This is a genomic window from Novosphingobium sp. FG137, from assembly GCF_057809735.1.
On record NZ_JBMDKN010000003.1, the window covers coordinates 1 to 24,751 of the forward strand.

The 24,751-nt window shown below is 65.1% G+C and carries 26 protein-coding genes; 13 read left to right on the forward strand and 13 right to left on the reverse strand.

Annotated elements, in window-relative coordinates:
* Positions 1–72 precede the first annotated feature (72 nt).
* The 3 genes from ACODS2_RS09630 to ACODS2_RS09640 form a co-directional block, all read right to left on the reverse strand.
* Positions 73–1,143 (reverse strand): histidine kinase dimerization/phosphoacceptor domain -containing protein, encoded by a 1,071-nt coding sequence (locus ACODS2_RS09630; RefSeq protein ID WP_488998616.1) that lies wholly within the window; start codon positions 1,141–1,143, stop codon positions 73–75.
* Positions 1,144–1,369: 226 nt separating this feature from the next.
* Positions 1,370–2,683 carry a glycoside hydrolase family 130 protein gene (locus ACODS2_RS09635; RefSeq protein ID WP_488998617.1) on the reverse strand — a complete coding sequence of 438 codons (1,314 nt, stop codon included), beginning with the start codon at positions 2,681–2,683 and terminating at the stop codon, positions 1,370–1,372.
* Positions 2,684–2,710: 27 nt separating this feature from the next.
* A complete protein-coding gene (locus ACODS2_RS09640; RefSeq protein WP_488998618.1) occupies positions 2,711–5,080 on the reverse strand; it encodes a glycosyltransferase family 4 protein in 2,370 nt (789 codons plus the stop codon).
* Positions 5,081–5,274: 194 nt separating this feature from the next.
* On the opposite strand from ACODS2_RS09640, the gene ACODS2_RS09645 reads away from it, so the two are divergent.
* Entirely contained in the window at positions 5,275–5,886 is a 612-nt protein-coding gene (locus ACODS2_RS09645; RefSeq protein ID WP_488998619.1) for a superoxide dismutase, read from the forward strand.
* Positions 5,887–5,976: 90 nt separating this feature from the next.
* On the opposite strand, the gene ACODS2_RS09650 is transcribed toward ACODS2_RS09645, so the two are convergent.
* Complete coding sequence (locus ACODS2_RS09650; protein ID WP_488998620.1) at positions 5,977–6,558, reverse strand: hypothetical protein; 582 nt, start codon at positions 6,556–6,558, stop codon at positions 5,977–5,979.
* Between the two features lie 2 nt (positions 6,559–6,560).
* Positions 6,561–6,767, reverse strand: coding sequence for a hypothetical protein (locus ACODS2_RS09655; RefSeq protein WP_488998621.1), 207 nt, complete (start codon positions 6,765–6,767; stop codon positions 6,561–6,563).
* Positions 6,768–6,929: 162 nt separating this feature from the next.
* Here ACODS2_RS09655 and ACODS2_RS09660 point away from each other — a divergent pair, with 162 nt between their 5' ends.
* The 6 genes from ACODS2_RS09660 (at position 6,930) to ACODS2_RS09685 (ending at position 14,339) form a co-directional block, all read left to right on the forward strand.
* Positions 6,930–7,472, forward strand: coding sequence for a ferritin-like domain-containing protein (locus tag ACODS2_RS09660; RefSeq protein ID WP_488998622.1), 543 nt, complete (start codon positions 6,930–6,932; stop codon positions 7,470–7,472).
* A 70-nt stretch (positions 7,473–7,542) separates the two neighbouring features.
* Complete coding sequence (locus tag ACODS2_RS09665; RefSeq protein ID WP_488998623.1) at positions 7,543–7,845, forward strand: hypothetical protein; 303 nt, start codon at positions 7,543–7,545, stop codon at positions 7,843–7,845.
* Positions 7,846–8,027: 182 nt separating this feature from the next.
* A complete protein-coding gene (locus ACODS2_RS09670) occupies positions 8,028–8,678 on the forward strand; it encodes a sigma-70 family RNA polymerase sigma factor (RefSeq protein WP_488998624.1) in 651 nt (216 codons plus the stop codon).
* Positions 8,679–8,912: 234 nt separating this feature from the next.
* The gene (locus ACODS2_RS09675; protein WP_488998625.1) at positions 8,913–12,692 is read left to right on the forward strand and encodes an autotransporter outer membrane beta-barrel domain-containing protein; all 3,780 of its coding nucleotides are present in this window, start codon (positions 8,913–8,915) and stop codon (positions 12,690–12,692) included.
* Between the two features lie 187 nt (positions 12,693–12,879).
* Positions 12,880–13,071, forward strand: coding sequence for a Thivi_2564 family membrane protein (locus ACODS2_RS09680; RefSeq protein WP_488998626.1), 192 nt, complete (start codon positions 12,880–12,882; stop codon positions 13,069–13,071).
* A 158-nt stretch (positions 13,072–13,229) separates the two neighbouring features.
* Entirely contained in the window at positions 13,230–14,339 is a 1,110-nt protein-coding gene (locus ACODS2_RS09685) for an OmpA family protein (protein ID WP_488998627.1), read from the forward strand.
* Positions 14,340–14,464: 125 nt separating this feature from the next.
* Here ACODS2_RS09685 and ACODS2_RS09690 read toward each other — a convergent pair whose 3' ends face one another.
* Together ACODS2_RS09690 and ACODS2_RS09695 are read right to left on the reverse strand one after the other, a co-directional pair.
* Positions 14,465–14,641 (reverse strand): CsbD family protein, encoded by a 177-nt coding sequence (locus tag ACODS2_RS09690; RefSeq protein ID WP_488998628.1) that lies wholly within the window; start codon positions 14,639–14,641, stop codon positions 14,465–14,467.
* On the reverse strand, positions 14,625–14,798 hold the full coding sequence (locus ACODS2_RS09695; RefSeq protein WP_488998629.1) for a hypothetical protein: 174 nt from the start codon (positions 14,796–14,798) through the stop codon (positions 14,625–14,627). Before ACODS2_RS09695 ends, ACODS2_RS09690 begins: the two co-directional genes overlap by 17 nt.
* A 25-nt stretch (positions 14,799–14,823) precedes the next feature.
* Here ACODS2_RS09695 and ACODS2_RS09700 point away from each other — a divergent pair, with 25 nt between their 5' ends.
* Entirely contained in the window at positions 14,824–15,216 is a 393-nt protein-coding gene (locus ACODS2_RS09700; protein WP_488998630.1) for a hypothetical protein, read from the forward strand.
* Here ACODS2_RS09700 and ACODS2_RS09705 read toward each other — a convergent pair.
* On the reverse strand, positions 15,150–15,698 hold the full coding sequence (locus ACODS2_RS09705; RefSeq protein WP_488998631.1) for a DNA-deoxyinosine glycosylase: 549 nt from the start codon (positions 15,696–15,698) through the stop codon (positions 15,150–15,152). The genes ACODS2_RS09700 and ACODS2_RS09705 overlap by 67 nt on opposite strands.
* Positions 15,699–15,800: 102 nt before the next feature.
* Between ACODS2_RS09705 and ACODS2_RS09710 the strand changes: the two genes are divergently transcribed.
* Positions 15,801–16,136 (forward strand): hypothetical protein, encoded by a 336-nt coding sequence (locus ACODS2_RS09710; RefSeq protein ID WP_488998632.1) that lies wholly within the window; start codon positions 15,801–15,803, stop codon positions 16,134–16,136.
* A 24-nt stretch (positions 16,137–16,160) separates the two neighbouring features.
* Positions 16,161–16,796, forward strand: a complete 636-nt coding sequence (locus tag ACODS2_RS09715) for a hypothetical protein (protein ID WP_488998633.1) — start codon at positions 16,161–16,163, stop codon at positions 16,794–16,796.
* A 21-nt stretch (positions 16,797–16,817) separates the two neighbouring features.
* Here ACODS2_RS09715 and ACODS2_RS09720 read toward each other — a convergent pair whose 3' ends face one another.
* The 3 genes from ACODS2_RS09720 to ACODS2_RS09730 are packed head-to-tail and all read right to left on the reverse strand — an operon-like array spanning position 16,818 to position 19,877.
* Complete coding sequence (locus ACODS2_RS09720) at positions 16,818–17,900, reverse strand: phosphotransferase family protein (protein ID WP_488998634.1); 1,083 nt, start codon at positions 17,898–17,900, stop codon at positions 16,818–16,820.
* Positions 17,897–19,078 (reverse strand): acyl-CoA dehydrogenase family protein, encoded by a 1,182-nt coding sequence (locus ACODS2_RS09725; RefSeq protein WP_488998635.1) that lies wholly within the window; start codon positions 19,076–19,078, stop codon positions 17,897–17,899. The genes ACODS2_RS09720 and ACODS2_RS09725 overlap by 4 nt, the downstream gene beginning before the upstream one ends.
* A gap of 31 nt (positions 19,079–19,109) precedes the next feature.
* Positions 19,110–19,877 carry an SDR family NAD(P)-dependent oxidoreductase gene (locus ACODS2_RS09730; RefSeq protein ID WP_488998636.1) on the reverse strand — a complete coding sequence of 256 codons (768 nt, stop codon included), beginning with the start codon at positions 19,875–19,877 and terminating at the stop codon, positions 19,110–19,112.
* A gap of 113 nt (positions 19,878–19,990) precedes the next feature.
* On the opposite strand from ACODS2_RS09730, the gene ACODS2_RS09735 reads away from it, so the two are divergent.
* Positions 19,991–20,608 carry a TetR/AcrR family transcriptional regulator gene (locus ACODS2_RS09735; protein WP_488999024.1) on the forward strand — a complete coding sequence of 206 codons (618 nt, stop codon included), beginning with the start codon at positions 19,991–19,993 and terminating at the stop codon, positions 20,606–20,608.
* 82 nt (positions 20,609–20,690) lie between these two features.
* Positions 20,691–21,572: an alpha/beta fold hydrolase gene (locus ACODS2_RS09740; protein WP_488998637.1), complete on the forward strand. Its 882-nt coding sequence runs from the start codon at positions 20,691–20,693 to the stop codon at positions 21,570–21,572.
* An 18-nt stretch (positions 21,573–21,590) separates the two neighbouring features.
* Here ACODS2_RS09740 and ACODS2_RS09745 read toward each other — a convergent pair whose 3' ends face one another.
* Together ACODS2_RS09745 and ACODS2_RS09750 are read right to left on the reverse strand one after the other, a co-directional pair.
* Positions 21,591–22,331, reverse strand: a complete 741-nt coding sequence (locus tag ACODS2_RS09745) for an SDR family NAD(P)-dependent oxidoreductase (RefSeq protein WP_488998638.1) — start codon at positions 22,329–22,331, stop codon at positions 21,591–21,593.
* A gap of 50 nt (positions 22,332–22,381) precedes the next feature.
* On the reverse strand, positions 22,382–23,089 hold the full coding sequence (locus tag ACODS2_RS09750) for a TetR/AcrR family transcriptional regulator (RefSeq protein ID WP_488998639.1): 708 nt from the start codon (positions 23,087–23,089) through the stop codon (positions 22,382–22,384).
* A 278-nt stretch (positions 23,090–23,367) separates the two neighbouring features.
* Here ACODS2_RS09750 and ACODS2_RS09755 point away from each other — a divergent pair, with 278 nt between their 5' ends.
* Positions 23,368–24,750: an aromatic ring-hydroxylating oxygenase subunit alpha gene (locus tag ACODS2_RS09755; protein ID WP_488998640.1), complete on the forward strand. Its 1,383-nt coding sequence runs from the start codon at positions 23,368–23,370 to the stop codon at positions 24,748–24,750.
* Position 24,751 lies beyond the last annotated feature (1 nt).

Sequence of the window (24,751 nt, forward strand, 5' to 3'; positions counted from 1 at the left end):
GCGCCCCCCCCCCCCCCCCCCGCCGAAGGTTTCCAATGCGCAATGCGGGTGTTGGCAGTGCGAGTGGCGCGTCTACAGCGACGCTGATCCTGGACCGGCAGGTTCACTGGCGGGCCGGTGGATATCGATGCAAAGCCCGAGGCCCGGGCTCGACTGCTCCAGCCGGGCACCCAGGAAAAGCACCATCGATCGAATGATCTGCGAACCGAGCCCCGTTCCCGAGGGCGTCATGCTCTTGCCCATCCCCACGCCATCATCCTCCACGCGCAACCGATAGCCGTCGGTCCCTTCGGTGTGGAAGGTGATCCGAACCTGGCCGGGTTCGTCCCTTTCGTAGGCATACTTGCAGGCGTTGCTCACCAGTTCGTTGATCAGCACGCCGAGCGTCACGGCAGTGGCGGCGGGCAGCGTTGCGCTTTCGGCTTCGACAAGGATATCGCGCCGCACGCTGTGGGTCGAATAGGTGCGCGAGAGGTCGCGGGCCATTCCCTCGATGTAGTCCGCCATGTTGACCTCATGAATGCTGGCGCCGGAATAGAGCTGCTGGTGGATGCGGGCGATTGCCTGAATCCGGCTCTGGACATCCTGCAGCATCGCCTTGGCTTCTGCTCCAAGCGCACGGCGGCCCTGGAGATGCACGAGGGTCGCGACCATCTGCAGGCTGTTGGCCACGCGGTGGTTCACTTCGTGGAGCAGGGAGGCGAGCTGCTTGTTGGTCTCGCGCAGTTCCTGTTCGGCGAGGTCCTTCTGCTTTCGCAGGCGCAAGGTATCGAGTGCCTGGTGCAATGTGCTCGTCAGCAGTTCGAAGTAATCTTCGGGAGTCGACTTCACCACATAGTCCACCGCACCTGCCTTGAGCGCGGCAACCGCTATGCTGCTGTCGTCCGACCCGGTGACGTAGATGATTGCAGGCGGCGAGGGCAGGGCCATCAGCTGCTCCAGCGTCTCCATGCCGCCCATGCCGGGCATGACATGATCGAGCACGACAAGATCGAAATGCTGCTGTCGGGCAAGGTGCAGGCCCTCGTGACCGGAGAGCACACAGGTCATCGTGCAGCCCAGGCTTTCGAGATGGCGCTTGGTGAGGCGGCAGAGGCCATCATCATCATCGATGTAGAGAATGCTCGATTCAGAAAGCGGCATCAGCCACCCACGTTCGTCTGGCCCGTTCGTTCATGATGCAACGTCCTCCTGGTCGCCTGTGCGGCGCATGGGAATGGATAGGATGAAAATGGAGCCTGCGCCCGGCTCGGATTCTACGCTGATCGAGCCGTCGGGCCCTGTTCCGCAAGCTGCCGCGGGTCTCGAGCGCAAGCCATTTGCCAGAAACGACCACCTTGCGCCCCGGTTCCGTACGGGTTGGCGGGAATCATACCATGGTCGCCAGAAGGTCTTTCAGCCGCGCCAGGCCGAAGCCGACTGCGATATCGGAAATCCCGTAGGGCAGGAGGAGCTGGTCATCGCCCACCAGCATGCCGCCGCAGCTGTAGACCACATTGGGGACGTAGCCGGCGCGGTCGGCATTCTCCGCCGTGAGGATCGGGCAGGCCGAGCGACCCAGAACGCGGCTGGGATCGTCGCGGTCCAGCAGCGCGCAGCCCAGCGCATACTTGCGCACCGGGCCGACGCCGTGGGTGATCACGAGCCAGCCTTCCGGGATCAGCAGCGGACTGCCGCAGTTGCCGATCTGGATGAACTCCCACGGAAACTTCGGCTCCATCAGCAGAACACCGTCGTCATCCCAGGTATCGAGCCGGTCCGAGCGGAGAAGGTAGAGGTTCTTGCCGTCCTGCCGGCCCAGCATGCAATACTGATCGCCGACCTTGCGGGGGAACAGCGCCATGCCCTTGTTGCGGCCGGCCTTGCCCTTGATCGGAGTGAGATCGAAGCTGCGGAAATCGCGCGTGCGCATCAGTTCGGAGCGGATCGAGCGCCCGGAATAGGCGGTGTAGGTGCCCAGCCACTCGAAATCACCGTCGCCATGATCGAAACGGGTGAGGCGCAGGTCCTCGAGCCCGTTCGCCTGCTGTTCGGTGATCGGGAAGATCACCGTGTTCGAGAGCGAACTTTCGGGATGGCACTGCACCGTGACGGTGGCATCGGGGTCGTTGCGCGGGTTGTTGTCCGTCCGCTGCACGCTGGTGGCAAAGGCGGATTCGGGCCAGAGCATGAAGGAACCGTCGGTCTCCACGATCCCGTCGCGAAAGGCGATCGAGCTGATATGACCTTCGCCCACCGCCCGCAGCGAGAGGACGAAGCGCACCGCGCCGTCGTCCATGCCCTGCTGGTTCGGGGCTGGCACGATGCTGGGGTTCATCAGCGCGGCGGCGGCATAAGTGTATTCGTGGCAGAAATAGGCACCCAGCAGACGGCGGCGCGCATCCGACAAAGTGCTGCCATCGAGGTGAAGGCTTTCGGCCAATTCGAGATAGCGTGCCTCGAACATGTGCTCGGTCTGCCAATGGCGCGCGCCGAAATCGCGCAACACGGCCTGGTACTCGTGCTCGATCTCCTCCTCCGGCAGGTCCATCACCCCTCTCACCAGCGCCAGCACCCGTCCCTCCGGCGCGCTGGTGGCCTGCCAGCCGAGATGGAACGGGCGCAGCACCGTGCGCGAGGGATCGGCGTGCAGGCGCAGGTCAAGAATGCGCAGCGGACTGACCGGCGTGGCGGGCAAGGGCATGTCGGACATGGCGAGCTGCTAGCCGGTTCAGGCCAGCGCCGCCGTGGAATCCAGATGGGCAGGGAGGCACTGATCGGGCGGCAGGCGCTGATCGGCGGACCGCTGGAGCGCCTTCAGGCTGTAGTGCCCGAGATGATAGGCAAGGATCGATTCCGCGCCGCAGTTTTCGTTCCGCCCGCGCGGGGTCACGCCGTCGCAGCAGGAGCCGCTGGCGGGATCGGCAAGCGCGACCCCGCGGTCGTTGCCACCGAGGAACCATTGATAGGCGTGCTCGGCGTGCCGCAACCAGAACGGATCGCGGGTTGCATGCCAGGCGGCGCGCGCGGCTTCGATCGCGGCCTGGGCTTCAAGCGGCTGCTGGTCGAACGGCAGCGCAGTGCCGTTGCTGCCGAAGGTCTCGGAGCCGACCGGGCGGAAATGGCCGGCGGCTGCGGTTTGCACTTCGGCCAGCCAGCGCAGCGTTTCGAGCCCCGTGTCGAGCCAGTCCTGCCGGCCCAGCAGCACGCCGCACTCGATCAAGGCCTGGCTCAGGCGCGGATTGTCGTAAGCGAGCATGGGTTCGAACCATGTCCAGCCCGGACGCTGATGCCGGGACACGAGGCCGGCCAGTGCATCGCAAGTGGCGGCAATGCGGCGTTCGGCAGCCGCGCTGTTTGCTCCGGCGCGCAGCAGGGCGCAGGCGCCCAGGGCTCCGAATGCCATCGAACGCGGCGTGTCCAGCGCCTCCAGCGCCGTGGCCGCGTGGTCGAACAGGTTCTCCGCCCAGCTCCGCAACGCCTTGAACGGGCTGTTCTCGACCGTGTGGCCGAGTGACCAGAACGCGCGGCCGTTGGAATCCTGCGATCCCGTATCTTCGCACCAGCTGCGGTCATAGGCCATGAAGTTGCGAAAGCGGTTCAGATCAGGGTTCCAGGCATACTGGACGAAGGCCGCGTAAGTGACGCTCCAGCGGTGGCGCTCGGCCTCGGTGAGCGCGCCTGCGATGTTCATCAGCATAAGCGCCCGGGCGTTGTCATCGATGCAGTAGCCATGCCTGAAATCGGGAATGGCGCCGATGCCGTGCTGGTGCATGCCGGTCGCTTCGCTCATGTGCCAGACGGCGGTGAGCGCCGGGTCCACCGCGGTGCTGGCAGTCCGGGCGCGGGGGGCCTGGGTCCGGCGGAGCAATTGCATGCTGGCGCGCGCGAAACTCGGCCAGATCGTGCGCCGCCCGCGCTCGTAGGCGCGCTCCTGCATGGCCAGCAGGCGTGATGGGCTGGACAGCAGCGCATTGACCGCCTCGGCGATGGCTTCGGGAGATTCCGGCTCGATCAGGCAGCCGACATCATCGGCGAGCAGTTCGCGGGCATGGACGTAGGGCGTCGAGACGACTGCCTTGCCGAGTGCCACCGCGTAGCTGAGCGTGCCCGATGTGGTCTGGCCGAGGCTGCGATAGGGCGTGAGATAGATGTCGCAGCATTCGAGCTGGCCGAGCAGCTCGTCGATGGCGAGGAAGCGGTTGTCCCACTGGATGCTCTCTGCGACGCCGAGCCGCTGGGCGAGATCCTCCAGCATCGCGCGGTAGCTTTCGCCCTCGCGCGCGGCGGTGACCGGGTGGGTGGCGCCGATGATGCGGTAGATGGCATCGGGGTGCTGCGCGAGGATGGCCGGCATCGCGGCGATGGCCACATCGATGCCCTTGCCGGGGCTAAGCAGGCCGAAGGTGGTGAGCACCTTGCGGCCTTCGAGCCCCATCCGCTGCTTGGCGGCTTCGGCCTTGCCGAAGGGCCGGTCGGGCGCGCCATGCTCGATCACGTCGACGATCTCGCGGCGGGCGCGGTAGACCGAAACGAGGATCTCGCGACTCTGCTGCGACATGACCATGATCCGCGAGCAGCGCTGGACGAGATGCTCCATCACCGCGCGCTGGCCCTCGCTGGGCGAGGCGAGCACGGTGTGGAACGTGACGATCATCGGCGCGGCCACGCGATCGACCAGTTCGGTGATCAGCTGGCCATCCTTGCCGCCGAAAATGCCGAACTCATGCTGGATCCACACGACATCGGTGCCGCTGGCGTTGATGGCCCGCGCGGCCTCTGCGTAACTGCCGGGTGCTTCTGCTGCGATGAGGGCGATGTCATCGGCATAGACGTGCTGACTGCCGGGTGCCTCCAGCGCGTAGACATCAAGGCCAACCTCGGGAAAGTGCGCGGCGAGTTGATCGCACAAGTCGGCGGTGAAAGTGGCGATGCCGCAGCTGCGCGGCGCATAGGTGCCGACCACGGCGACGCGCATCGCGGCGTGGAGCCCGTAGGGCGGGCGCGTGAGGATCGAGTGCAGTTCGGCAGGCCTGTCCGCGCGGGGCACCGACGCGAGCGGCGCGCCGGGCGCCATGGCGGTGTACTGTCTGATGGTCATTGCGGGTCCTTCTTGGGCAAGCGCCTTTACAACGGGCCAGCGCCAATGATGTTCCCCGCCGCCATCACGGCATGGCGCAAGATCGGGCGGTTCAGCGCGTTTGCTTCGAGAAAACGGGCGTTTGCTGAAGACCCCCGGAACCGGGGGCTGCTTGAAGGCTTTCCAGTGCTTGCCTTGGCCAAGGAAAGATAACCATGCCCTTTACTCTGCCGTCACTTCCCTACGCACCGGATGCGCTTGCGCCGCACATGTCTGCTGAGACGCTTGCATACCACCACGGCAAGCACCACCAGGCCTATGTTGACAAGACCAATCAGCTGATGGTGGAGGCCGGGCTGCAGGGCCGCTCCCTCGTCGATGTGATCCGTTCGGCGGAGTCCGATCCCTTGCGCAACAATGCCGGCCAGCTGTGGAACCACAGCTTCTTCTGGCAGTGCCTTTCGCCCGAACCGACCAGCCCGCCGGAGGCGCTGCTGCACCTCATCACGCGTGATTTCGGATCGCTTGAGGCGCTCACCAAGGCGCTCGCCGAGACCGCGATCGCGCATTTCGGCAGCGGCTGGGCCTGGCTGGTGATGGAAGAGGGCGCGCTTCGCATCACCTCGCTGCATGATGGCGATACGCCCATCGCACATGGCGGCATGGCCCCGTTGCTCACGCTCGATCTGTGGGAGCACGCTTACTACATCGATTATCGCAACGCCCGGCCAAAATACGTCGAGGCGCTGCTGAGCGCGCTGATCAACTGGGAGTTCGTCGCGCTCAATCTCGATGGGAACGGCACCTTGCGCGCGAATCAGGACTGACGGGCAAAGACTAACGGGCGCAGCGCCTTCGGCAATGCGGGCCCGTGTAGGCGGGGCGGTCCATCAAGGACCGCCCCGCTCACGCCGTCGTCAGGGATGACGATCACGCAATTTTCCGCCGATCACCGCTGCTACCGAGGCGACGAATGCGCCGGAAAGCATCGCGATTGCGCTGAAGATCGCCCAAGCGGCGGCAGCTTTCTGCAGGAGTTCCGGATCGATCGCCGATCCAGTGTGGGGTTGAACCGTGTGGGGCGCCGCAGCGGTGGCCAGCATGGCGATGCCTGCCACGACCACGGTTGAAGTGGCCCATGTCAGCATTCCGTGCACGGTATCGCGGAAGAACACCTCATCGCCATGCAGGCTTGCCCAACGCACCCGCATCCGCCCGGCAACATAGCCGCCAAGCGCGAAGGACAGCCAATGCGTGGTGATCAGCCAGAGGCCGACAGCGATGCGGAACTCGGTTGTCGCCATCTGCCCGCCCGGCCAGCCGGCGGTCTGCGCCATGCCAAGGCCGGCACCCAATGTGAATAGCGTGAGCCAGGTGGCGATGGCCGTTGCCGCACCGGCGAAGATTGCTGGCCAAGCCACGGCAGAGCTTGCGGATTCCAGCTGCGTTCCAGCGGGATACAGCCCGGGATCGAGCGATGAGCGAGGTTCGGACAGCATGTTCAATGCCAGAACAAGGCGAGGATGATGATGATCGGCAGCGGGATGCCCAGCAGCCAGAGAAGTATGCCCTTGCCCATATTGTTATCCTTGTCGGTTCGAGTGGGAGTGTCCGCACAATCCGCGTGCCTGAGGTTTGTTCCCGTGGCGAAGCATTCCCGGCTTTGGTCCGCTGGACGCTCTGACGGCGTGGAGGGGACCATCTCCATGGTGAGCGCGCCCGACCTTGCGCCCGACTTTTCATCCCAGCCGCAGCTTCCTGATCGGGCTTTGTGCCAGGGCGTGGCGGAACCCTCTGCTTCCCCGCACGTTTGGTGAAGGATCCCGGCCCGCACAGCGTGCCGAACATTTCCGACGACCAAGGACATGAGATGGCCACCTCCGATACTCTTCCACATTCCGCGTTCACGCCCGTCGACGTTCTGCGAGCGCAGGCGCGCCAGCATGTCGAGACGGGCCCGGTCACCGTGTCCTATCCTGAAGACCGCGATGTGATCGTCGAGCATCTTGGCCGCGCGCTGGCCACCGAATGGGTCTGCGTCCTGCGCTATCTGCGCCACGCCTATTGCATCACCGGCGTCGTTGCCGAACCGATCAAGGCGCACTTCCTGCAGCATGCGCGCGAGGAACAGGCCCATGCCCACAAGCTGGCCGAACGCATCGTGCAATTGGGGGCAGAGCCCGACCTCAATCCCGCCACGCTCGCCGCACGTTCCCATGCGGAATATGTCCCCGCCAGCTCGACCGAGCAGATGATCCGCGAAAACCTGATCGCCGAGCGCATCGCGGTGGAGGCCTACCGCGAGTTCATCCAGTTCCTCGGCGATCGTGATCCAACCACCCGCATCATGCTTGAGGCAATCCTCGCGCAGGAGGAGGAGCACGCGGACGATCTGCGCGATCTCCTCACCTGAGCGATCTGCCGCCAAAGCATCACACGCCCATCAGCAATCCCGCATAACCTTCTCAAAGGAAAACAGATTTATGGAACAGACAGCAAATTTCAGCGAAGGCATCCGCAGCGCTCTGGCGACGCCGATTGCGGCGCGGATCACCGAAGCGTTCGAGGACAATCCGCTGCTTGCCTCCGCAGCCGCCTTTGCGACGACGCGCATCGCGCTGCGCTCGCTTACGGGCCTTGTGGCCGTGGGGCTGATCGCCGGCGGATTGATCTATATGCAGCAGAACCGCTCTGCCAGCCTTGACGATGCCCGCAGGCTCGCCCGCAAGACGAAGAAGAAGGCGGCAAAGGAGTTGCGCAAGGTGTCCGAAGCCGTCACGGCCTGAAACGAGGATCGCGCCCGCCCGGCCATAGCAGCCGGCGGGCGCGACCAGCCAGCGGGCGGTATCCGTCGCTCCAGCCACACCTGAAAGATTTATTTGTGATGGCCCGCCCCAAAGCGGAACTTACCGGCTGGCCAAGCATTATGGGATCCGGGAGGCATCGTGAAAAACGATAAGGATAAACGATGGCTGGCGTTCTGGAGTCCGTGTGCGACGTCGTCCCCCCCCGCGGAGTATGTCTTTCGGACAGTGCCTTTCGAGCCGAGTTGACCGGAGCCATCCTGCATTTGCGGGCCTTCGCAAGGTCCCTGTGCGGCAATCGGGATACGGCTGACGATCTCACTCAGGAAACCCTGATGCGCGCGTGGGCTGCGCGCGAGCGATTTGCGGCTGGTACCAGCTTCAAGGCCTGGACCTTCACCATCCTGCGCAACGTCTATTTCGGCCAGATCCGCCGCCTGCGGTTTGTGGGCGAGTACAACGAGATCGAGGCCGAACGGGTGCTCAGCACGCCGGCCAAGCAGGATGTCGGCCTCGAGGCCACCGATGTACTGCGCGCCATGATGCTCCTCCCCGCTGCCCAGCGCGAAGTCCTGATCCTCGCCGCTGTGGGCCATGTCAGCTACCGCGAGATGGCGGAGATCTGCGGCGTGGCCGTCGGCACGATCAAGAGCCGGATCGCCCGTGCCCGGGCCAGCCTTTCCGCAACGATCGAAAGCGGCATCCTGCCCGATCACCGGCACAACTACGTCCTCAAGGGCGAAGTGCTGGACGCATTCGTTGTCGAGCTTGCCAGGATCGCACCGCAGCATGTCATCGATCGGCACCACGCCTGATCTCCGGACGCGGCGTCCCGCGGTGCGGCAATCATCCTTCTGACCAGACCGTGATGGGAGGCGCAGGCCTCCCACCCAGGCTCCATTCTCTATCCCATGCCATCTGTAATTCACCTCATCAGGGTGAATTGCGACAAATATATCACGATCTCACCAATTGCGATCTGAAATAATCCAACGAGGAACCAGATCGTATCTCAAATATTTAAAGCTTCGTTCATCGAGGAAATATTCATGCTCAACAACAACAATGATACGCGCGTCGCCAATGCAGCCAATGCACGGCTGCATTACCGGATCGGCTGCGCCCTTGCCGCCCTGTGCGTGGGCAGCTTCGCCTCGCCGGCCTTCGCTGCCAACGAGTGCGGCGTGCCTTCGGGCGGCACCGTCACCTGCGCCCCGAGCGCGGGCAATTACCCCACCGGCGTTACCTACATCGCGCCGACCGATATCACCGTGAACGCCCCTGCCGCCGTCACGGTCGCCACGACTGCCCCCGCCACCAACGGCTTCACGATCGTCGGTACGCAGGCCGCCACCCTTGACGGCGCTGTGACCGTGTCGACAACCGGAGACGGCAGCAACGGTGTGTACCTCATCACCGGCACGGGCCCCGCAATGGTCAATGTCGGCAATGTCAGCACCTCCGGGGCGCTCGCTGCGGGTGTTATCGCCACCGGCGGGCCGGACCAGTCTGTTTCGGTGCGCACCGGCGACGTCGCGACCACGGGCACGACGCCAAACGCTGTGTTGATGCTGCCTGGCAGCACCGCCGTCACCGCAGCCACGACCGGGGCCGGCAATGTCGCCCTAACCACCGGGATGCTCGGCACGGCAGCCAACGGGGCCTCGGGCGCTGTGGGCTTTACCGATACCGGGAACGTTGCGATCACGACGGACGCCGTCACCACGCTGGGTGACAACACCAATGGTGTGTTTGCGCGCAGCACCACCGGCAATGTCGCTGTCACGGTGAATGGCCCGATTTCCGCCGCCGGTTCCAACGCCTATGGTGTGCAGGCCAATGCGCCCGGCGGCAGTGCCAATGTGCGGGTCCAGGATGTGTCCATGACCGGCGCAGCAGCCACCAACGGCGTGACGGCGATCGCCGGCGCGGGCGGAGCCACTATTGCTGCTCGCGATGTGAGCGTAGCCGGGGCGCTCGGCAACGGCCTTACCGCAACCTCGATCGGGGGACCGGCCACGATTGCGGCTCGCGCAATCCGTGCAACCGGCACCGGCAACACGGCCGCCGCCGCCACTTCGGACACGGGCAATGCCTCGATCGTCACCACCGGTGATGTCGTCTCCTCCGGGCGGGGCAACCTCGGCCTTATCGCCACTTCCCTCACCGGCAACGCTGCAGTCACCGCGACAAACGTCTCGACCGTCGCTGCCGATCCTGCGGATGCGGCGCTGGGCGGCAATGCGGTTTTCGCCAGCGGCGCCAACGCCTCCGCCGTGGTGACTGGAACGGCTGCTACCAGCGGCACCGCCCAACCGGGCGTGCCGATCTATAGCGGCGACGCGGTGAGTGCGATTGCCACCAATGGCAACGCCGTGATCACCGCGCAGAATGCCTCGACCCTTGGTGCCGGCGCCCGCGCGCTGACCGCAACGGCAACTGGCGGCAATGCAACGATCACCGCCAATGGCAATACTGCGACCCAGGGCATCAATGCCGATGGCATCAGCGCGGTCTCCACTACGGGAGCTGCCAGTGTAGCCAATGCCGGCCATGTCACCACCACTGGTGACGGCAGCCGCGGCATCTATGCCAGCGGGGTGACCGGCGCGACCGTAACCGGCGGCGGCACCGTTGATACCACCGGCGCGCTTGCCCACGGCATCTACGTTGTCTCGACCACCGGCCCCGTCAGCGTCACCACCGGCGCGGTCACCACCACCGGCCTTTCGAGCGATGGCATCCGCGCCATGGCCGACACCGGCACCGTGACGGTGAACGGCACCACTGTTCGCACCGCTGGCAACACCGCCAACGGCGTCAACGCCCTCGGCGCCGGGCCGGTCTCCATTACCACGGGTACCGTCACCACGCTGGGCACCGGCTCCAACGGCATCCTCGCCGTCAGCACCGCAGGTCCGGTCACGGTCAATGCCGGTACCACCACGGTCAGCGGCGCAGGCGGCAATGCCATCCAGGCGCGCGGCACCGGTCCTGTCCTCGTCACGAGCGGCAGTGCCAGCGCCACCACCGGAGATGCGATCGTGGCCGCTTCCACCGCCGGTCCGGCAACCGTCACGCTCACCCCGGGTCAGGTCACCTCGACCACCGGCAACGGCGTGATGATCACGAGCGCCACGACCGCCACGCTGAACACGGCAAGTGGCACGACAGTGAACGGCGGGCTTAACGGTGCCGTGCTCGCTGGCGGCACCGGCAGCACGGTGAACAACGCCGGCACGCTGCAGGGCAGGGTCTATGCGGTTTCCGCGAGCGGCGGCCCCGCCACGGTCAACAACTCCGGCATGGTCCGGGGCGCGGTGGCCCTCAATGGCGTAGGCAGCACCTTCAACAACACCGGCACGTTCGATGCTGCAGGGGTCAGCACCTTTGGTGCGGGTTCGGTGCTGAACAACTCAGGCCTACTGCAGGTGCGATCCGCCGGCGCAGTGCCGGGCACTGCCACGCTGACCGGGCTCGGCACCCTTAACAACTCCGGGCTCATCGATCTGCGCAGCGGGGCGATTGGCAACACGCTGACCACCACCGGCAACTACGTCGGCAGTGGGAATGCCCAGCTCGGGGTAAGGATTGCCCCCGGTATGGCCATTCCGGCCGACCAGTTGATCGTCGGCGGTTCGGCCACGGGTTCGACCCGGGTCGCCTTCGATCTCGCTTCGGGTGCGCAGCCGCTGTTCAACATGGGCACGACGATCGTGCAGGCCGGCACCGGCTCGACCGCCGGGGCCTTCGTGATTGATCCGGCCCGGCAGAACGCCGGTCTGGTGCGCTATGATGTGGTCTTCAATCCGACCACCTCCGACTATGCCCTCGTCGCCGGCCCGAGCGATGCGGCCTACCACATGCTCGGCTATCAGAACGCGCTGGGCAGCATGTGGTACAAGTCTGCCGATGCCGTCACCACCGAACTGCGCACCAAGCGTGACACCTTGTGGAACATGGGCGGCACCGCGCCATCGGGTCGCTTCTGGCTCTCGATGGGCGCCTCGGTCGAGAACACGCGCGGCTATCGCAACTTCGGCACGCTCGGCCAGACCAACCTGACCGACACGGCCGCGCATCAGGACTTCTTCGGCGGACAGGTCGGACTTGATCTGACCGGCGGGGTTTCGGATCGCGGCGGGTTCTCGGTCGGGGTTACCGGCGGCTTCATCCACTCGATGACCAGCCTCGGCCACTCCACCGACAACCTCAGGATCAACGGCGCAAACGGCGGCGTCTATGCCAGCTTCACCACCGGCAATGTCTTCGCCACGGTGCTGGGCAAATACGATCACTACTGGGCCCGTGCGGAAAGCCAGACCGCCGGCTTTAGCCAGGACTTCCGCGGCCATGCCTATGGCGCGCGCGGCGAACTGGGCGCCCGCTTCGGCAGCAATAGCTTCTTCATGGAGCCGGTTGCCCAGATCTCGTGGATCCGCAGCACGCTCAATCCCTTCGCTTTTGAAGGCACGCGCGTCGATTTCGACAACCGTGAAGGCGTGCGCGGCAAGCTGGGTGCCCGGATCGGTGGCAACACCGGCATCGGCAACGGTGACAAGATGGCCTTCTACGCTGGCGGAAACTACGTCCATGAATTCAAGGGCCAGGACCGCGTTACCTTCAGCAACCTTGGCGGCACGTTCACCGTCGATGGCCAGAAGCGCCGCGATTACGGCGAAGCTGTCGCCGGCTTCAACATCGCCAATGGCCGCGCGATGACGACCTTCATGGAAGGCACCTACGAGCATTCCTTCGGCAGCAGCGCCAATGGCCAGCTGACACAGGAAGGCTTCGGCGGCCGCGCAGGCATTCGCTTCCGGTTCTGATCCCCGTCCTGCCCCGTAGCACAGAAGCGCCGCGTTCCTTCGGGAGCGCGGCGTCTTTGTTTGGCGCGCCCACGCCACAGGCCAGCGCGGAACAATGCGCGGCGCGCGTCGTTATGGTTCCAGCAGTGATCGGCCGTTTGCGCCCCGGCGTTTCGGCACCGTTTCTGCTGATCAAGGAGCACGCACAATGGATCTCTTCAGCATCATTATCGTTCTGGTCGTGGCCGGGGTACTTCTCTGGCTGATCAACACTTACGTGCCGATGCAGGGCACCATCAAATCGCTGCTCAACGGTGTCGTCGTCATCGTGCTGGTGATCTGGCTGCTGCAGGTCTTCGGCGTACTGAACGGCATCGGATCGCCCCGCATCCACACGTGATCGCATGACACACGGGTGGGCCGCCCCGCGCTGTTGCAATTCGGCAACAATCGGGCGGCCTTACCACAAATCAGACATGCGGCAGCCCGCTCAGGCAACAATCGGCTGATTCAACGCTTTCTTGCACGCGTGAAATACGCCGAAACGAGGAAACCCATATGAGAAAACTGCTCTTAGCTGCTGCCCTTGCGTCAACTGCAATGGCAGGGACGGCCTGGGCTGATGAGTCCGGGCCTTATGTCACCATTGAAGGTGGCGCGGTCAAACAGGAGCGTTCGGATGTCCGTGCGGATGGATCGTCCGTCCGTTCGGACAAGTTCAACACCGGCTGGGAAGCTGGCGGTGCCATCGGCTATGATTTCGGCCATTTCCGGCTCGAGGCGGAAGGGTTCTATGCCCGCTCGAAGCTGAAATCGCAGAGCCGGGATGCGTCTGGCGTGCCGACGTTTCTCACTCGTGATGATGGCACGCTCGGCGGTGATACCTCGACCTGGGCAGCGATGGGCAACGCGCTTATCGGCCTTGGCCATTGGGGCGGCATCAAGGCCTATGTCGGCGGCGGTGCCGGCTATGCACGGACCCGTCTCTACGAAGTGACTGCCTATGGCGATGACGTGCGTGACAGGTCATCGGGCTTTGCCTGGCAGGCGCTTGCTGGAGTCACCGTGCCGCTCGGCCGCAACGTCGATCTTGGCGTGCGCTATCGGTACTTCCGCCCCGACGAGGGCAATTTCCTGACTGTAGCCAACCGCGATGCGCGCGCCTCGCTGCGTTCGCATTCGCTGCTGGCGACGCTGACGTTCAACTTCGGCCGGGCGCAGGAAGCGCCGCCCGAGCCCGCGCCGGCGACCGAACCGCCGCCGCCCCCGCCGCCGCCGCCCCCTCCGCCGCCTCCGCCACCGCCGCCCGCGCCGGTGTGCAACAAGGGCCCCTACATCGTGTTCTTCGATTGGGACCGGGCAGATGTCTCGCCCGAGGCCGCCTCGATCCTCGACAACGCGGTGACCGCCTACGGCAACTGCGCCAACGTGCCGATCCAGCTTGATGGCTATACCGATCTTTCGGGTACGGCCCGGTACAATCTGGATCTCTCGGCCCGCCGCAACAGCGCGGTTCAGGGCTATCTGACCGCGCATGGCGTGCCCGCCACGCAGATCGCGACCAAGGCCTATGGCATGGCCAATCCGCGCGTGCCGACGGCACCGGGCGTGCGCGAACTGCAGAACCGCCGGGTGGAAATCACCTACGGACCGAACGCCGGATTCTGATCCCCCCCCAGGATCCGGAATGGGAAAGGGCTGGAGTTCGCTCCAGCCCTTTTTCTTGCGATGGACGCGGATAACAAAAAGGGGGATTTCCCCCGCCCTGTGCAGGACGGGGGCATTCCCGGGCCTTACTTGCCGAGCGCGGCCTTGCCTTTGCCCACTGCGGTCTGCACCTTGCCCTTGACGTCCTGCGCGGCGCCATCGGCAGCGAGCGAGGCGTCGCCGGTTTCCTTGCCGATGGTTTCCTTGATCTTGCCGGCCACCGAATTGGCCGCGCCGGCGATGCGATCAGATGTCGAACCCATGATGTGTCTCCCAGATGCGCGAAGGCAGGATGACCTTCTGAAGAGAGAACAGCGCAGGATGGCTGTTGTTCCGCGCATCAGCGCTCTCTGGCGGCAACCGGGCGCAGCGGGAACCGATCAGGGCCTCGGCGGTTTCCTCTTTGCCCGGCCACCCCATCACACGCCGGGCAGGAGCAAATCCGATGGCTACTATCCCCGATCCGAACCCCGATCCGCCCGAAGTGCCCCTGCGTGATCCTGATGATCACCCCGAACGGGACGAGCCGATTGAACCGCGGATGGCGTCGCCCGGCGGCGATCCGCTGCCGCCCGAAACCGTGAACCAGTCGCAGGAAGACGAGGACGCGCAAAGCCAGACGCTGGCAGCAGCCTCAAGCGGCCGAGATGCCGCCGATTTCGCGCTGGAAGACAGCGACAAGACGCCTGCGCAAGACGAGGAAGACGATGTTCAGGACCTCGTCGACCACATGCACGACATGGTGCGCTCGGGCCGGATCGACATGGATGCCTATCGCGGCGAGCGCAACGACGACGACGAGGACGGCATGTTCGGACCGGGTGGGGAGGACGATTGAAGCCAGGCGCCGAGCTGGTTCCACACAGCCTGCTTGGCGGCGAGCGGAATCGCGTGCGCTCCGCTGCTTGAGGGCAGGGGGATCAGCGCAACGGGCGGATTTGCGCCCAACTGCCGCTGCCCGATCCTGAAGGCAGTCCCGCCATTGAAGGCCATCGCGCGCAGATGCGGCAGCTGTGCGGCAAGCGTGCGCAGGTCGCGCGCCTCCACTTCGCGCAGCGCCGCATCGAGGCTGCCCTTGCGCCGGGCCGTCTGCGCGACATCCCACAGCCCGATCCCGCGCGCGACAAGGGCCACCAGCCGCTCATCGTATTCGAGCGCAGCCAGATCGACCCCGGCAACCGGCGACATCAGCTTCCAGAACTGGTTGCCCGGGTGCGCATAATAGCGCCGCGCCTGCAGCGAGCGGACACCCGGAAAGCTGCCCAGAACCAGCAGGCGGCAGTTCGCATCGGCAACGAGGTCAAAGGCCTGTTCGCTCATGGTGAGGCATCGAATGATAGCGCAGGGCAGGCGGCCATGGCGAGCGGGAACATTTCCCCGCGCTGCGCGCTTTCTTGTTCTGCAACAGAGGAGAGAGTTGCCATGAAGTTCACCAGTTTGATCCGGGGCACCGCCGCCCTTGCGCTGTGGATGGTTGCGGGGACTGCGGCGGTGGCGCAAGAGCGGCCTGTGGCCAGCGACAGTGCTGCGCCAAATGCTGCGGTCAAGTCGCCCGATACGATCGTCTGGGGCGATCTGGCCAAGGGGCACAACTCCTTCACCGCGAGCCAGGCGAAAGACAGGCTCGAAAAGGCCGGATATCGCAAGATCACGCGCCTGAGGCTCGACGGGGACGGGCTGTGGCAAGCCGACGCGACAATGAACGACCAGCCCGTCCGCGTTGCGCTCGATTTCAAGGGCAACGTCGCGGAACATTAGACCTGCCCACACAAGGACCATGACATGGGAAAGATTGTAACGCGTCTCTACGACAGCTTCGATCACGCCGAAGAAGCCGTGCTCGAACTTGAGCGCGCCGGTGTGGCACATAGCGACATCAGCCTCGTCTCCCATCAATCGGGGGTCAGCAGTGCTCGGGCAGCGGTGCGCGAACCGCAGGACATGACCGCTGCCGAAGCGTCAGGCTCCGGCATGGCGCTCGGCGCAACCTTGGGCGGCCTGCTCGGAGCGGGCGGGGGTGTGCTGGCCGGGCTTGGCCTGATCGCCATTCCGGGTCTTGGGCCGGTCGTGGCGGCCGGCTGGCTGGCAGCGGCTGCGGTCGGTGCCGTAGCCGGGGGTGTCGTCGGTGGAGGCGCGGGCGGCATTGTCGGCGCGCTGACCAATTCGGGGGTCAGTCAGGAGGAAGCGGATGTCTACGCCGAGGGCGTGCGGCGCGGCGGAACGCTGGTGAGCGTCACCGTCGAAGATGAGGAAGCGGCTTCGGTCGAAGCCGTGCTGGACCGTTCAAGACACGTGGAACTGGGCAACCGGCGCGAGGCCTATCGCAGTGCAGGCTGGACGCATTTCGACGACAACGCCCCGGTCTACTCGGACGAGGAAGCTGCGGCAGAGCGCAAGAGCTGGCTGTCTCGGCCCTAATCACGATTGCCTCGGTCGGGTTCAGATCGCCTTTTCCATCGCCGCCCGCGCCAGCGCCGCCAGCCGGGGGAGGGACTCCGCCCGCTCCCGCGCTTGCGCGTTGGAGGCGGTGCCGCGCAGCACCCGCCCCTTGATGCCGTGCATGATCGCTGCCAGCCGGAAGAAGTTGAACGCGAGATAGTAATCCCAATTGGCTATGCCTTCGCGCCCCGTTCGCGCGCAGTAGGCGGCAATGTACTCAGCCTCTGTGGGGAGCCCCAGCGGCACCGGGTCCGCGCCGCCAAGCCCCGCCACGATGTCGCCCGGCATGCGGTACATCATCGCGTGATAGGCGAAGTCGGCAAGGGGATGCCCGAGCGTCGATAGCTCCCAATCGAGCACCGCAACCACTCGCGGTTCGGTGGGGTGGAAGATCATGTTATCGCAGCGGAAATCGCCGTGGACGATGGAGGTCTCGTCGCCCTCGGGGATCGCGGTCGGCAGCCATTCGACCAGCGCGTCCATGTCCGGCAGGCGACCGGCGAGTTCGTCCTCGCGGTATTGCTTGCTCCACCGCCCGATCTGCCGCGCGAAGTAGTTGCCCGGCCGGCCATAATCGCCGAGCCCCACGGCCTCGACGTCAACCGAATGGAGCGCCGCGATCACGCGGTTCATCGCATCGAAGTAGCCCGCGCGTTCGGCCTTGGGCACTGCGGTGAAGGCCGCGTCCCAGAAGATCCGCCCCTCGACCATGTCCATCACATAAAACGCGCTGCCGATCACGCTCTCGTCGTCGCACACGGCGAAGATCCGCGCGACTGGCACGTCGCTCCCCGCCAGCGCCTGCTGCACCCGCGCCTCACGCAGCACATCATGCGCGCCTTTCAGCAGCGGCCCCGGCGGCTTGCGGCGCAGCACATAGCGCTGGCCCGGCGTGGTGAGCTTGTAGGTCGGATTGGACTGCCCGCCATTGAACTGCTCGACTGTCAGCGGCCCGGTGAAGCCCTCGACATGTCCAGCCATCCACGCGGCGAGCGATACCTCGTCAAACGCGGTGCGGACTTTGCCAGCGCCGCTGTTCGCCGCTGCCAGGTCGGTCCCCGAACCGCTCCCCGAACCCGTCATTGCGCGGCCTTCCAGTCACGACGCAGCTTCTTGGCAAGGCTCCACTTGTGGACCTCGGTCGGGCCGTCATAGATGCGGAAGGCGCGCACTTCGCGGAACATCGTCTCGACGATGGTCTTGTCGGTCACGCCCATGCCGCCCATGACCTGCACGCACTTGTCCGCGATGCGCATCAGCGCTTCGGAAACCGCGACCTTGGTCATCGAGCTTTCGACCGTGCCGAGCGAGCCGGTATCGAGGACCGAAGCGCACCAGTCGATCATCAGTTCGCACTGCTTGATGTCGATCATGTTCTCGGCGAGCATGAAGCCGACGCCTTCGTGGTCGATCAGCGTCTTGCCGAAGGCCATGCGGCGGTTGGCATAGTCGGTCGCGATTTCCTGTGCGCGCATGCAGCCGCCCAGCCAGCGCATGCAGTGCGATAGCCGCGCCGGGCTCAGGCGGATCTGCGCATACTTGAAGCCTTCGCCGGCATCGCCCAGCATCTGGTCAGCCGGAATGCGCAAGTTGTCGATGGTGATTTCGGCGTGGCTGCCGGGCATCGAGCTGTCGATGGTGTTGGGCACGCCGGTGATCTGGATGGCGGGGTCGGGCAGATCGACCAGGAACATGCAGGCGCCGCCCTTGCTGTCCGGGTCCTCGGACTTCGCCATGACAATGCCGACTTTCGCGCCTTCCGCCCCGGTGATGAAGCACTTCTTGCCGTTCACCACCCAGTGATTGCCGTCCTTGTGGCAGGTGGTGAGCATCATCGAAGGGTCCGCGCCTGCGCCGTTCAGTTCCGCGGGCTCGGTCATCATGAAGGCCGAACGCGCGCGGCCTTCCACCAGCGGCCTCAGGAACCGTTCCTTCAGTTCCGGGCTGCCGACATGGCCGATGAGGTACATGTTGCCCTCATCCGGCGCCTGCGTGTTGCAGGCCAGCATGCCGAGCGGCGTAAGGCCGGACTTGATGAGGATCACCGCCGTCTCGCGCTGGTTGAAGTGGCTGCCATCCGGGCGGATATGCGGCGTCAGCACGCCCGCCACGCGCGCCAGTTCGCGCATTTCCATGACGAGTTCGTCAGTCGGCGCACCGTGGTGATCGCGGCGCGGATCCTGCTCGTAGGGGAAGATCTTGTCCCGCACGAATGCCTCGACCTTCGCGGCCATTTCCAGCGCTTCGCTGCTGATCGTCATGTCCTCAAACCTTCCTGAAACCTGCGCGTGCTTACTTCGGCGCCATGCGGATCGCGCCATCGAGGCGGATCACTTCGGCGTTGACCATCGGGTTGGTCACGATGGCCTCTACCATCTTCGCGTACTCTTCGGGCCTCCCCAAACGGCTGGGGAAGGGCACCTGCCGCCCCAGCGAATCCTGCGCTTCCTGCGGCAGCGAGCCGAGCAGCGGGGTCCAGAAAATCCCCGGCGCGATGGTGTTCACGCGGATGCCATAGCGGGCAAATTCGCGCGCAATCGGCAGCGCCATGCCGACAACGCCGCCCTTGGATGCGGCATAGGCGGGCTGGCCGATCTGGCCTTCGAACGCGGCGACGCTGGCGGTGTTCACGATCACGCCGCGCTCGCCATCCTCGTTGAGCGGTTCGGCATCGTGGATGCGCGCGGCAAACTTCGAGAGTACGTTGAACGTGCCGATGAGGTTGATCTGGATGATCTTCGCAAAGTCCGCCAGCGGCAGCGGGCTGCCATCGCGGTTCAGCACCTTGGCCGGCGGGCCGATGCCGGCGCAGTTGATCAGGATGCGCGCCTTGCCGTTGACCGCCTCGGCCTCTGCGATGGCATTCGCCACGGCGTCCTCATCGGTCACGTTCACAGCCGCGAAGCGCCCGCCGATTTCCGCCGCCTTGGTCGTGCCGAGGTCTGCATTGAGATCGAACAGCGTCACCTTCGCCCCGCGCGCCGCGAGCAGTTCTGCCGTAGCCGCGCCAAGCCCCGATGCGCCGCCCGTCACGATGGCGGCCAGTCCTGCGATCTCCATGAACCCGATCTCCTTCAGCGCCGCTGCGGCGACTCGCAGTCCGCTCCTACGCGAAAATTTTACGCGTGAGTAGATTGCTTGCTGGCAAGTTTTCAGTCAACGTCGAGCAGACCATGGACGCCGCTCAATCGCCATTCCCCTCCGCGCAGGAGAAGCGCGCCGCGCGCGAGGCAAAGCGCGCCGCAGTGCTGCGCGCGGCGGTCCAGATGTTCAACGAACGCGGCTTTCACCAGACCTCGCTCGATGATGTCGCGGCGCGTCTGGGGATCTCCAAGCCGACGATCTACCACTACCTTGGCAACAAGGATCAGGTCCTGCTCGAATGCGTTTCGATCGGGCTCGGCCAGTTGATCGAGGCGGCCGAGCAATCGCGGGCGCGCGAGGGCACCGGCGCTGACCGGCTGATCGCCTTCCTTGTGCGCTATGCCGAAGTGAACATGGATGATTTCGGTCGATGCGTGATCCGTACCGGTGACGAGGCGCTGGCGCCGGAAAGCCGCAAGCGCTTCCGTGCGCTCAAGCGCCAGATCGATAGCGACATGCGCGGCCTGATTGCCGCCGCAGTCGAGGACGGCTCGATCCCGCCGTGCGACGTGCGCCTGATGGCCTTCACGCTGGCCGGTGCGCTCAATTGGCCCGCGCGCTGGCACGATCATGGCGGTGCGCTTTCGCCTGAGGCTGTCGCCCGCCAGATGGTGGACATTCTCGCACGGGGGTTCCTGCCGCGATGAAGGGCTGCCTGTGCTGGACCAAGGCCAAACCCGCGCCTGTGCAAACGCGCATCGGCACCACTTCGATCGAAAGCCTTCCGCAATGAGCCACAATTCCCTCGGCCCTTCTGCCGAAACAGGCGCAGCGCGGCTGCACCGGATCGCCTCGCACGATGGGCTCGTGCTCGCCGTCGATGATCTGGGGCCGCTCGATGCGCCGGTGGTGATCCTGCTCCACGGCGGCGGGCAGACCCGGCACAGCTGGTCGGGCGCCGCCAAGGCGCTTTCGCAGCGCGGCTACCGGGTGGTCAACGTCGACCTGCGCGGGCATGGCGAGAGCGAATGGTCCGAAGCGGGAGCCTATTCCCTCGATGACCGTGTCGCTGACCTTGAGGCGATTGTCGCGAAGCTCGATCGGCCTTTTGCGCTTGTCGGGGCCTCGCTTGGCGGGGCGACGTCGATCCACGCGGTGGCCCAGGCGATGCGGCCTGCCTCGTTGGTGCTGGTCGATATCGTCCCGCATCCCGAACCGGAGGGGATCAGCCGCATCGTCACTTTCATGCGCGCCCATACGGAGGGGTTTGCCACGCTGGACGAGGCGGTCGATGCCGTTGCGGCCTACAACCCGGAGCGGCCCCGTCCGCGCGATCCGAACGGGCTGATGCGCAATTTGCGCCAGCGCGAGGACGGCAGGCTTTACTGGCACTGGGATCCCCGGATCGTCGCAGCGCGCCCGCAGGACCTTCATGACATGGTGCGCCAATCAGCGGCGAAGCTGCCGCAGATCGGCGTGCCGGTGCTGCTGGTGCGCGGCCTCAAGAGCGATGTGGTGAGCGATGCCGGCGTGGCCGCCTTCCGGGCGCTCGTGCCGGACCTTGAAGTGGCCGATGTCGGGGGCGCCGGGCACATGGTGGCCGGTGATCGCAACGATGCGTTCAATGATGCGGTGACCGCGTTCCTCGAACGGCACCTCCCTGCCGGGTAGCGCCCTGGCTTCAACCGCTCATTGGGCGGTGAAGCCGTTGTCCACCACCAGTTCCGAACCGTTCATGTAGCTTGAATCGTCCGAGAGCAGGAACAGGATCGCGCTGGCGATCTCGTCCGGCTCCGCCAGCCGGCCCGATGGCATCATGTTGCTGAGGGCCTGGCGAACTTCGGCGGCGCCGCCAAGCTGGTCCACGATGGCATCGGCCATGGGGGTGTTGGTGAGCGCGGGGTGGACCGAGTTCACCCGGATGCGGCTGGGGAGCGCAATGGCTTCAAGCGCGGTGGTCTTGGTCAGCAGCCGGACCGCGCCCTTGCTCGCGGTGTAGGCAGCGGCACCGGGCGAGCCGCAGATGCCCGCGGTGGATGAGATGTTGACGATCACACCCGCGCCGCGCGCCTGCATCGCGCGCATGGCGTGCTTGCTGCCAAGGAACGTGCCCTCGACGTTCACGGCCATGACCAGCCGGAAGTCCTCGATCGAGGTTTCGGCGGTGGTGCCCATGCGGATCACCCCGGCAGCATTGACAAGGCCGTCGAGATGGCCGTGCTGCGCCGCGATGCTGCTCATCAGCGCTTCCCAGTCCGCTTCGCTGGTCACGTCGAGCCGGTGTCCGGTCACACCTGCGATGGAGACGGGGGCCAGGTCGGCGCCCTGCACTGCTGCGCCTTCAGCGACGAGCCGCTCCGCCGTGCGGCGCCCGATGCCCGATGCGGCGCCGGTCACCACCATGGTCCTGCCTGCAAATCTGCCGCCCATCTCGCTCTCCCGTGCTGGATTCTTGTGGATTTGGGGAAGGGGCGCTGCGGTCAGCCGCCTTCCTGCTTCTTCTGAATTGCTGCGCGCAGGATCGATTTGGTGTGATCCAGCATGTCGGCGACGACCTCGCTCGAAAGCTGGCCGGCGAGCTGGCCATAGGCCATGCCTTCCAGCAGGTAGTGCGCGATGTTGCCCGCCTTCATCACCTCGCGGTCGCGGTAGCTCCAGCCGAAGGCCCTGCGTGCGGTCTCGTACCATTCGCCGAGGAAATCCTGATAGAGCGGGGCGAAGCCCTCGGTCAGATCGGGATCGCTGCGTGCGAGCAGGACGAGTTCCTGATAGGCGAGGAAGTCCCGCTCGCCGAGGTGCTTCCAGTGGGTATCGACGATCCGCTCGGCGAGGTCTTCGCCGGGGCCGATCTCCGCAAGATCGGCGCGGAACTGCTGGAGGCGGCGGGCGTTGATGTGCGCGATCACGGCGCAGAGCAGCTCGCGCCGCGTCGCGAAATGATACTGCACCGCCCCGCGTGAAATCTGCGCCCGCTCGGCAATCACCGCGATCGAAACCTCGTGCGATTTGCCTTCCTGCAGGCAATCGACGGTGGCTTCGAGCACGCGCAGGCGCATGGCCTCGCTCTTCGCGATCTGGCGCGGGGAGGCCCCGGCGCTGCGCGATGGCCGCCGGCCCCGGGGGATTGCGGTATCGACCGCCGGATCGTCCTGATCCATCGATATCACACGGTCCGAATGCAGGTTCATGGCGCATTGGTCTGGGCATTTGCCGCCCCAAGTCAAGCCTGCAGCAGGTCCCTATCATTAAAACCAGCCAGTCCGCTTGTTTATTGACAGTCCTCGGGTGCTGTGGTGTTTTCAAAAACAAGCTGGTTGGCATGTTTTAAAGCCGCGGCACGTTTGGGAGAGCGCAAGCTAGCGCGTCTGCGGGCTCTGGCCGCAGGATCGCGCTGCGCCGGTCATCACCGGCAATCTCCTCGACGAGCCCGGATGCCGCCAGCGCCGTGAGCGAGGATGGCTGGGTAATGGCAAAGATCGAAGACCGATTGATCGAGGCGCTGGGGCCGGTGCGGAAAGATACGCAGGCACCTGCGTTCGTGCCGCGCAAGCCCATTCCGGCCATCGGCTATCAGCGCATCGACGGGACACGCTTTCATAGCCGCGATTTCATGCAGCGCGAATGGGATCACGTCTGGACCAAGACCTGGAACGTCGGCTGCCATGTTTCCGAACTCGCCGAGCCGGGCGATTTCCGCCTCCATACGCTCGGCAAGGAGTCGCTGCTGTTCGTCCGTTCGAACGATGGCGAGATCCGCGGCTTCTTCAACATCTGCCAGCATCGCGGCAATCTGCTTTGCCAGGTGGATTCCGGCTCGCTCGACACGTTCACCTGCCCCTATCACGGCTGGAAGTGGAACAACGACGGCACGCTGAACCGGATCGCGCGGCCCGAACTCTTCGCACAGTACCGCGATGGCGTGCCAAACGGCGAACTCGATCTCGCGGCGATCCGCACCGAAATCTGGGGCGGCTGGGTCTGGTTCAATCTCGATCGGCACGCAATCGGCCTCAAGGAGTATCTCGGCGAAGCGGGATCGCACCTCGAGACATACGAGCTTGAAGAATTCCAGCTGATCGACAGCGCCACCTTCGAATGGAACGGCAACTGGAAGCACGCGCACGATGCTTTCAACGAAAGCTATCACTTCGAATCGCTGCACGCAGACTTCATGAACATCACCGAGGGCTATGACGTTCCGATCGAACTGATCGGCATGCACAGCCGGATGATCAACTTCAACCTGACGGTGAGCGAACTGCTCGGCAATGCGGAGGAGATGACCCCGCTGCGCGAGAAGTTCCTCGGCATCGGTACGCTCGTCCCTGCGGATTACAAGGGCAGCCTGAAGGACATCCATCTCGAGGTGATCAAGGCCAAGCGGGCGATCGAGAACGATACCTACATGCCCTATCGCCGGATGAACGACGAGCAGCTCGTTCATCAGTATCACTATACGTTCTTCCCGGGCACCACGCTGACCCAGACGCCCGAAGTCTCGATCATGTTCCGCTATCGGCCGCACCCATCCGATCCGGGCATCTGCTATTACGACTTCCTGATCACCGAGCGCCGCGCGCCCGGATCGGAGCCGCCTGTCGTCAATCACCGGACCTATCGCCACGGTGAATTGCAGGACTATGCCGAAGCCTTCGACGGCACGTTCGATCCGTTCCTTGCCAATGTGCTCAAGCAGGATGGTTCGAACATGACCACGATGCAGCATGGAACCGCGTCGCAGGGCTTCAGAGGCATGATCCTGGGCGATCAGGAAGTGCGGATCCGCCATTTCCACCAGCAGATCGATCGCTGCCTGATGGGGGACTACCCGTGGCTTGATCACGGTTGAA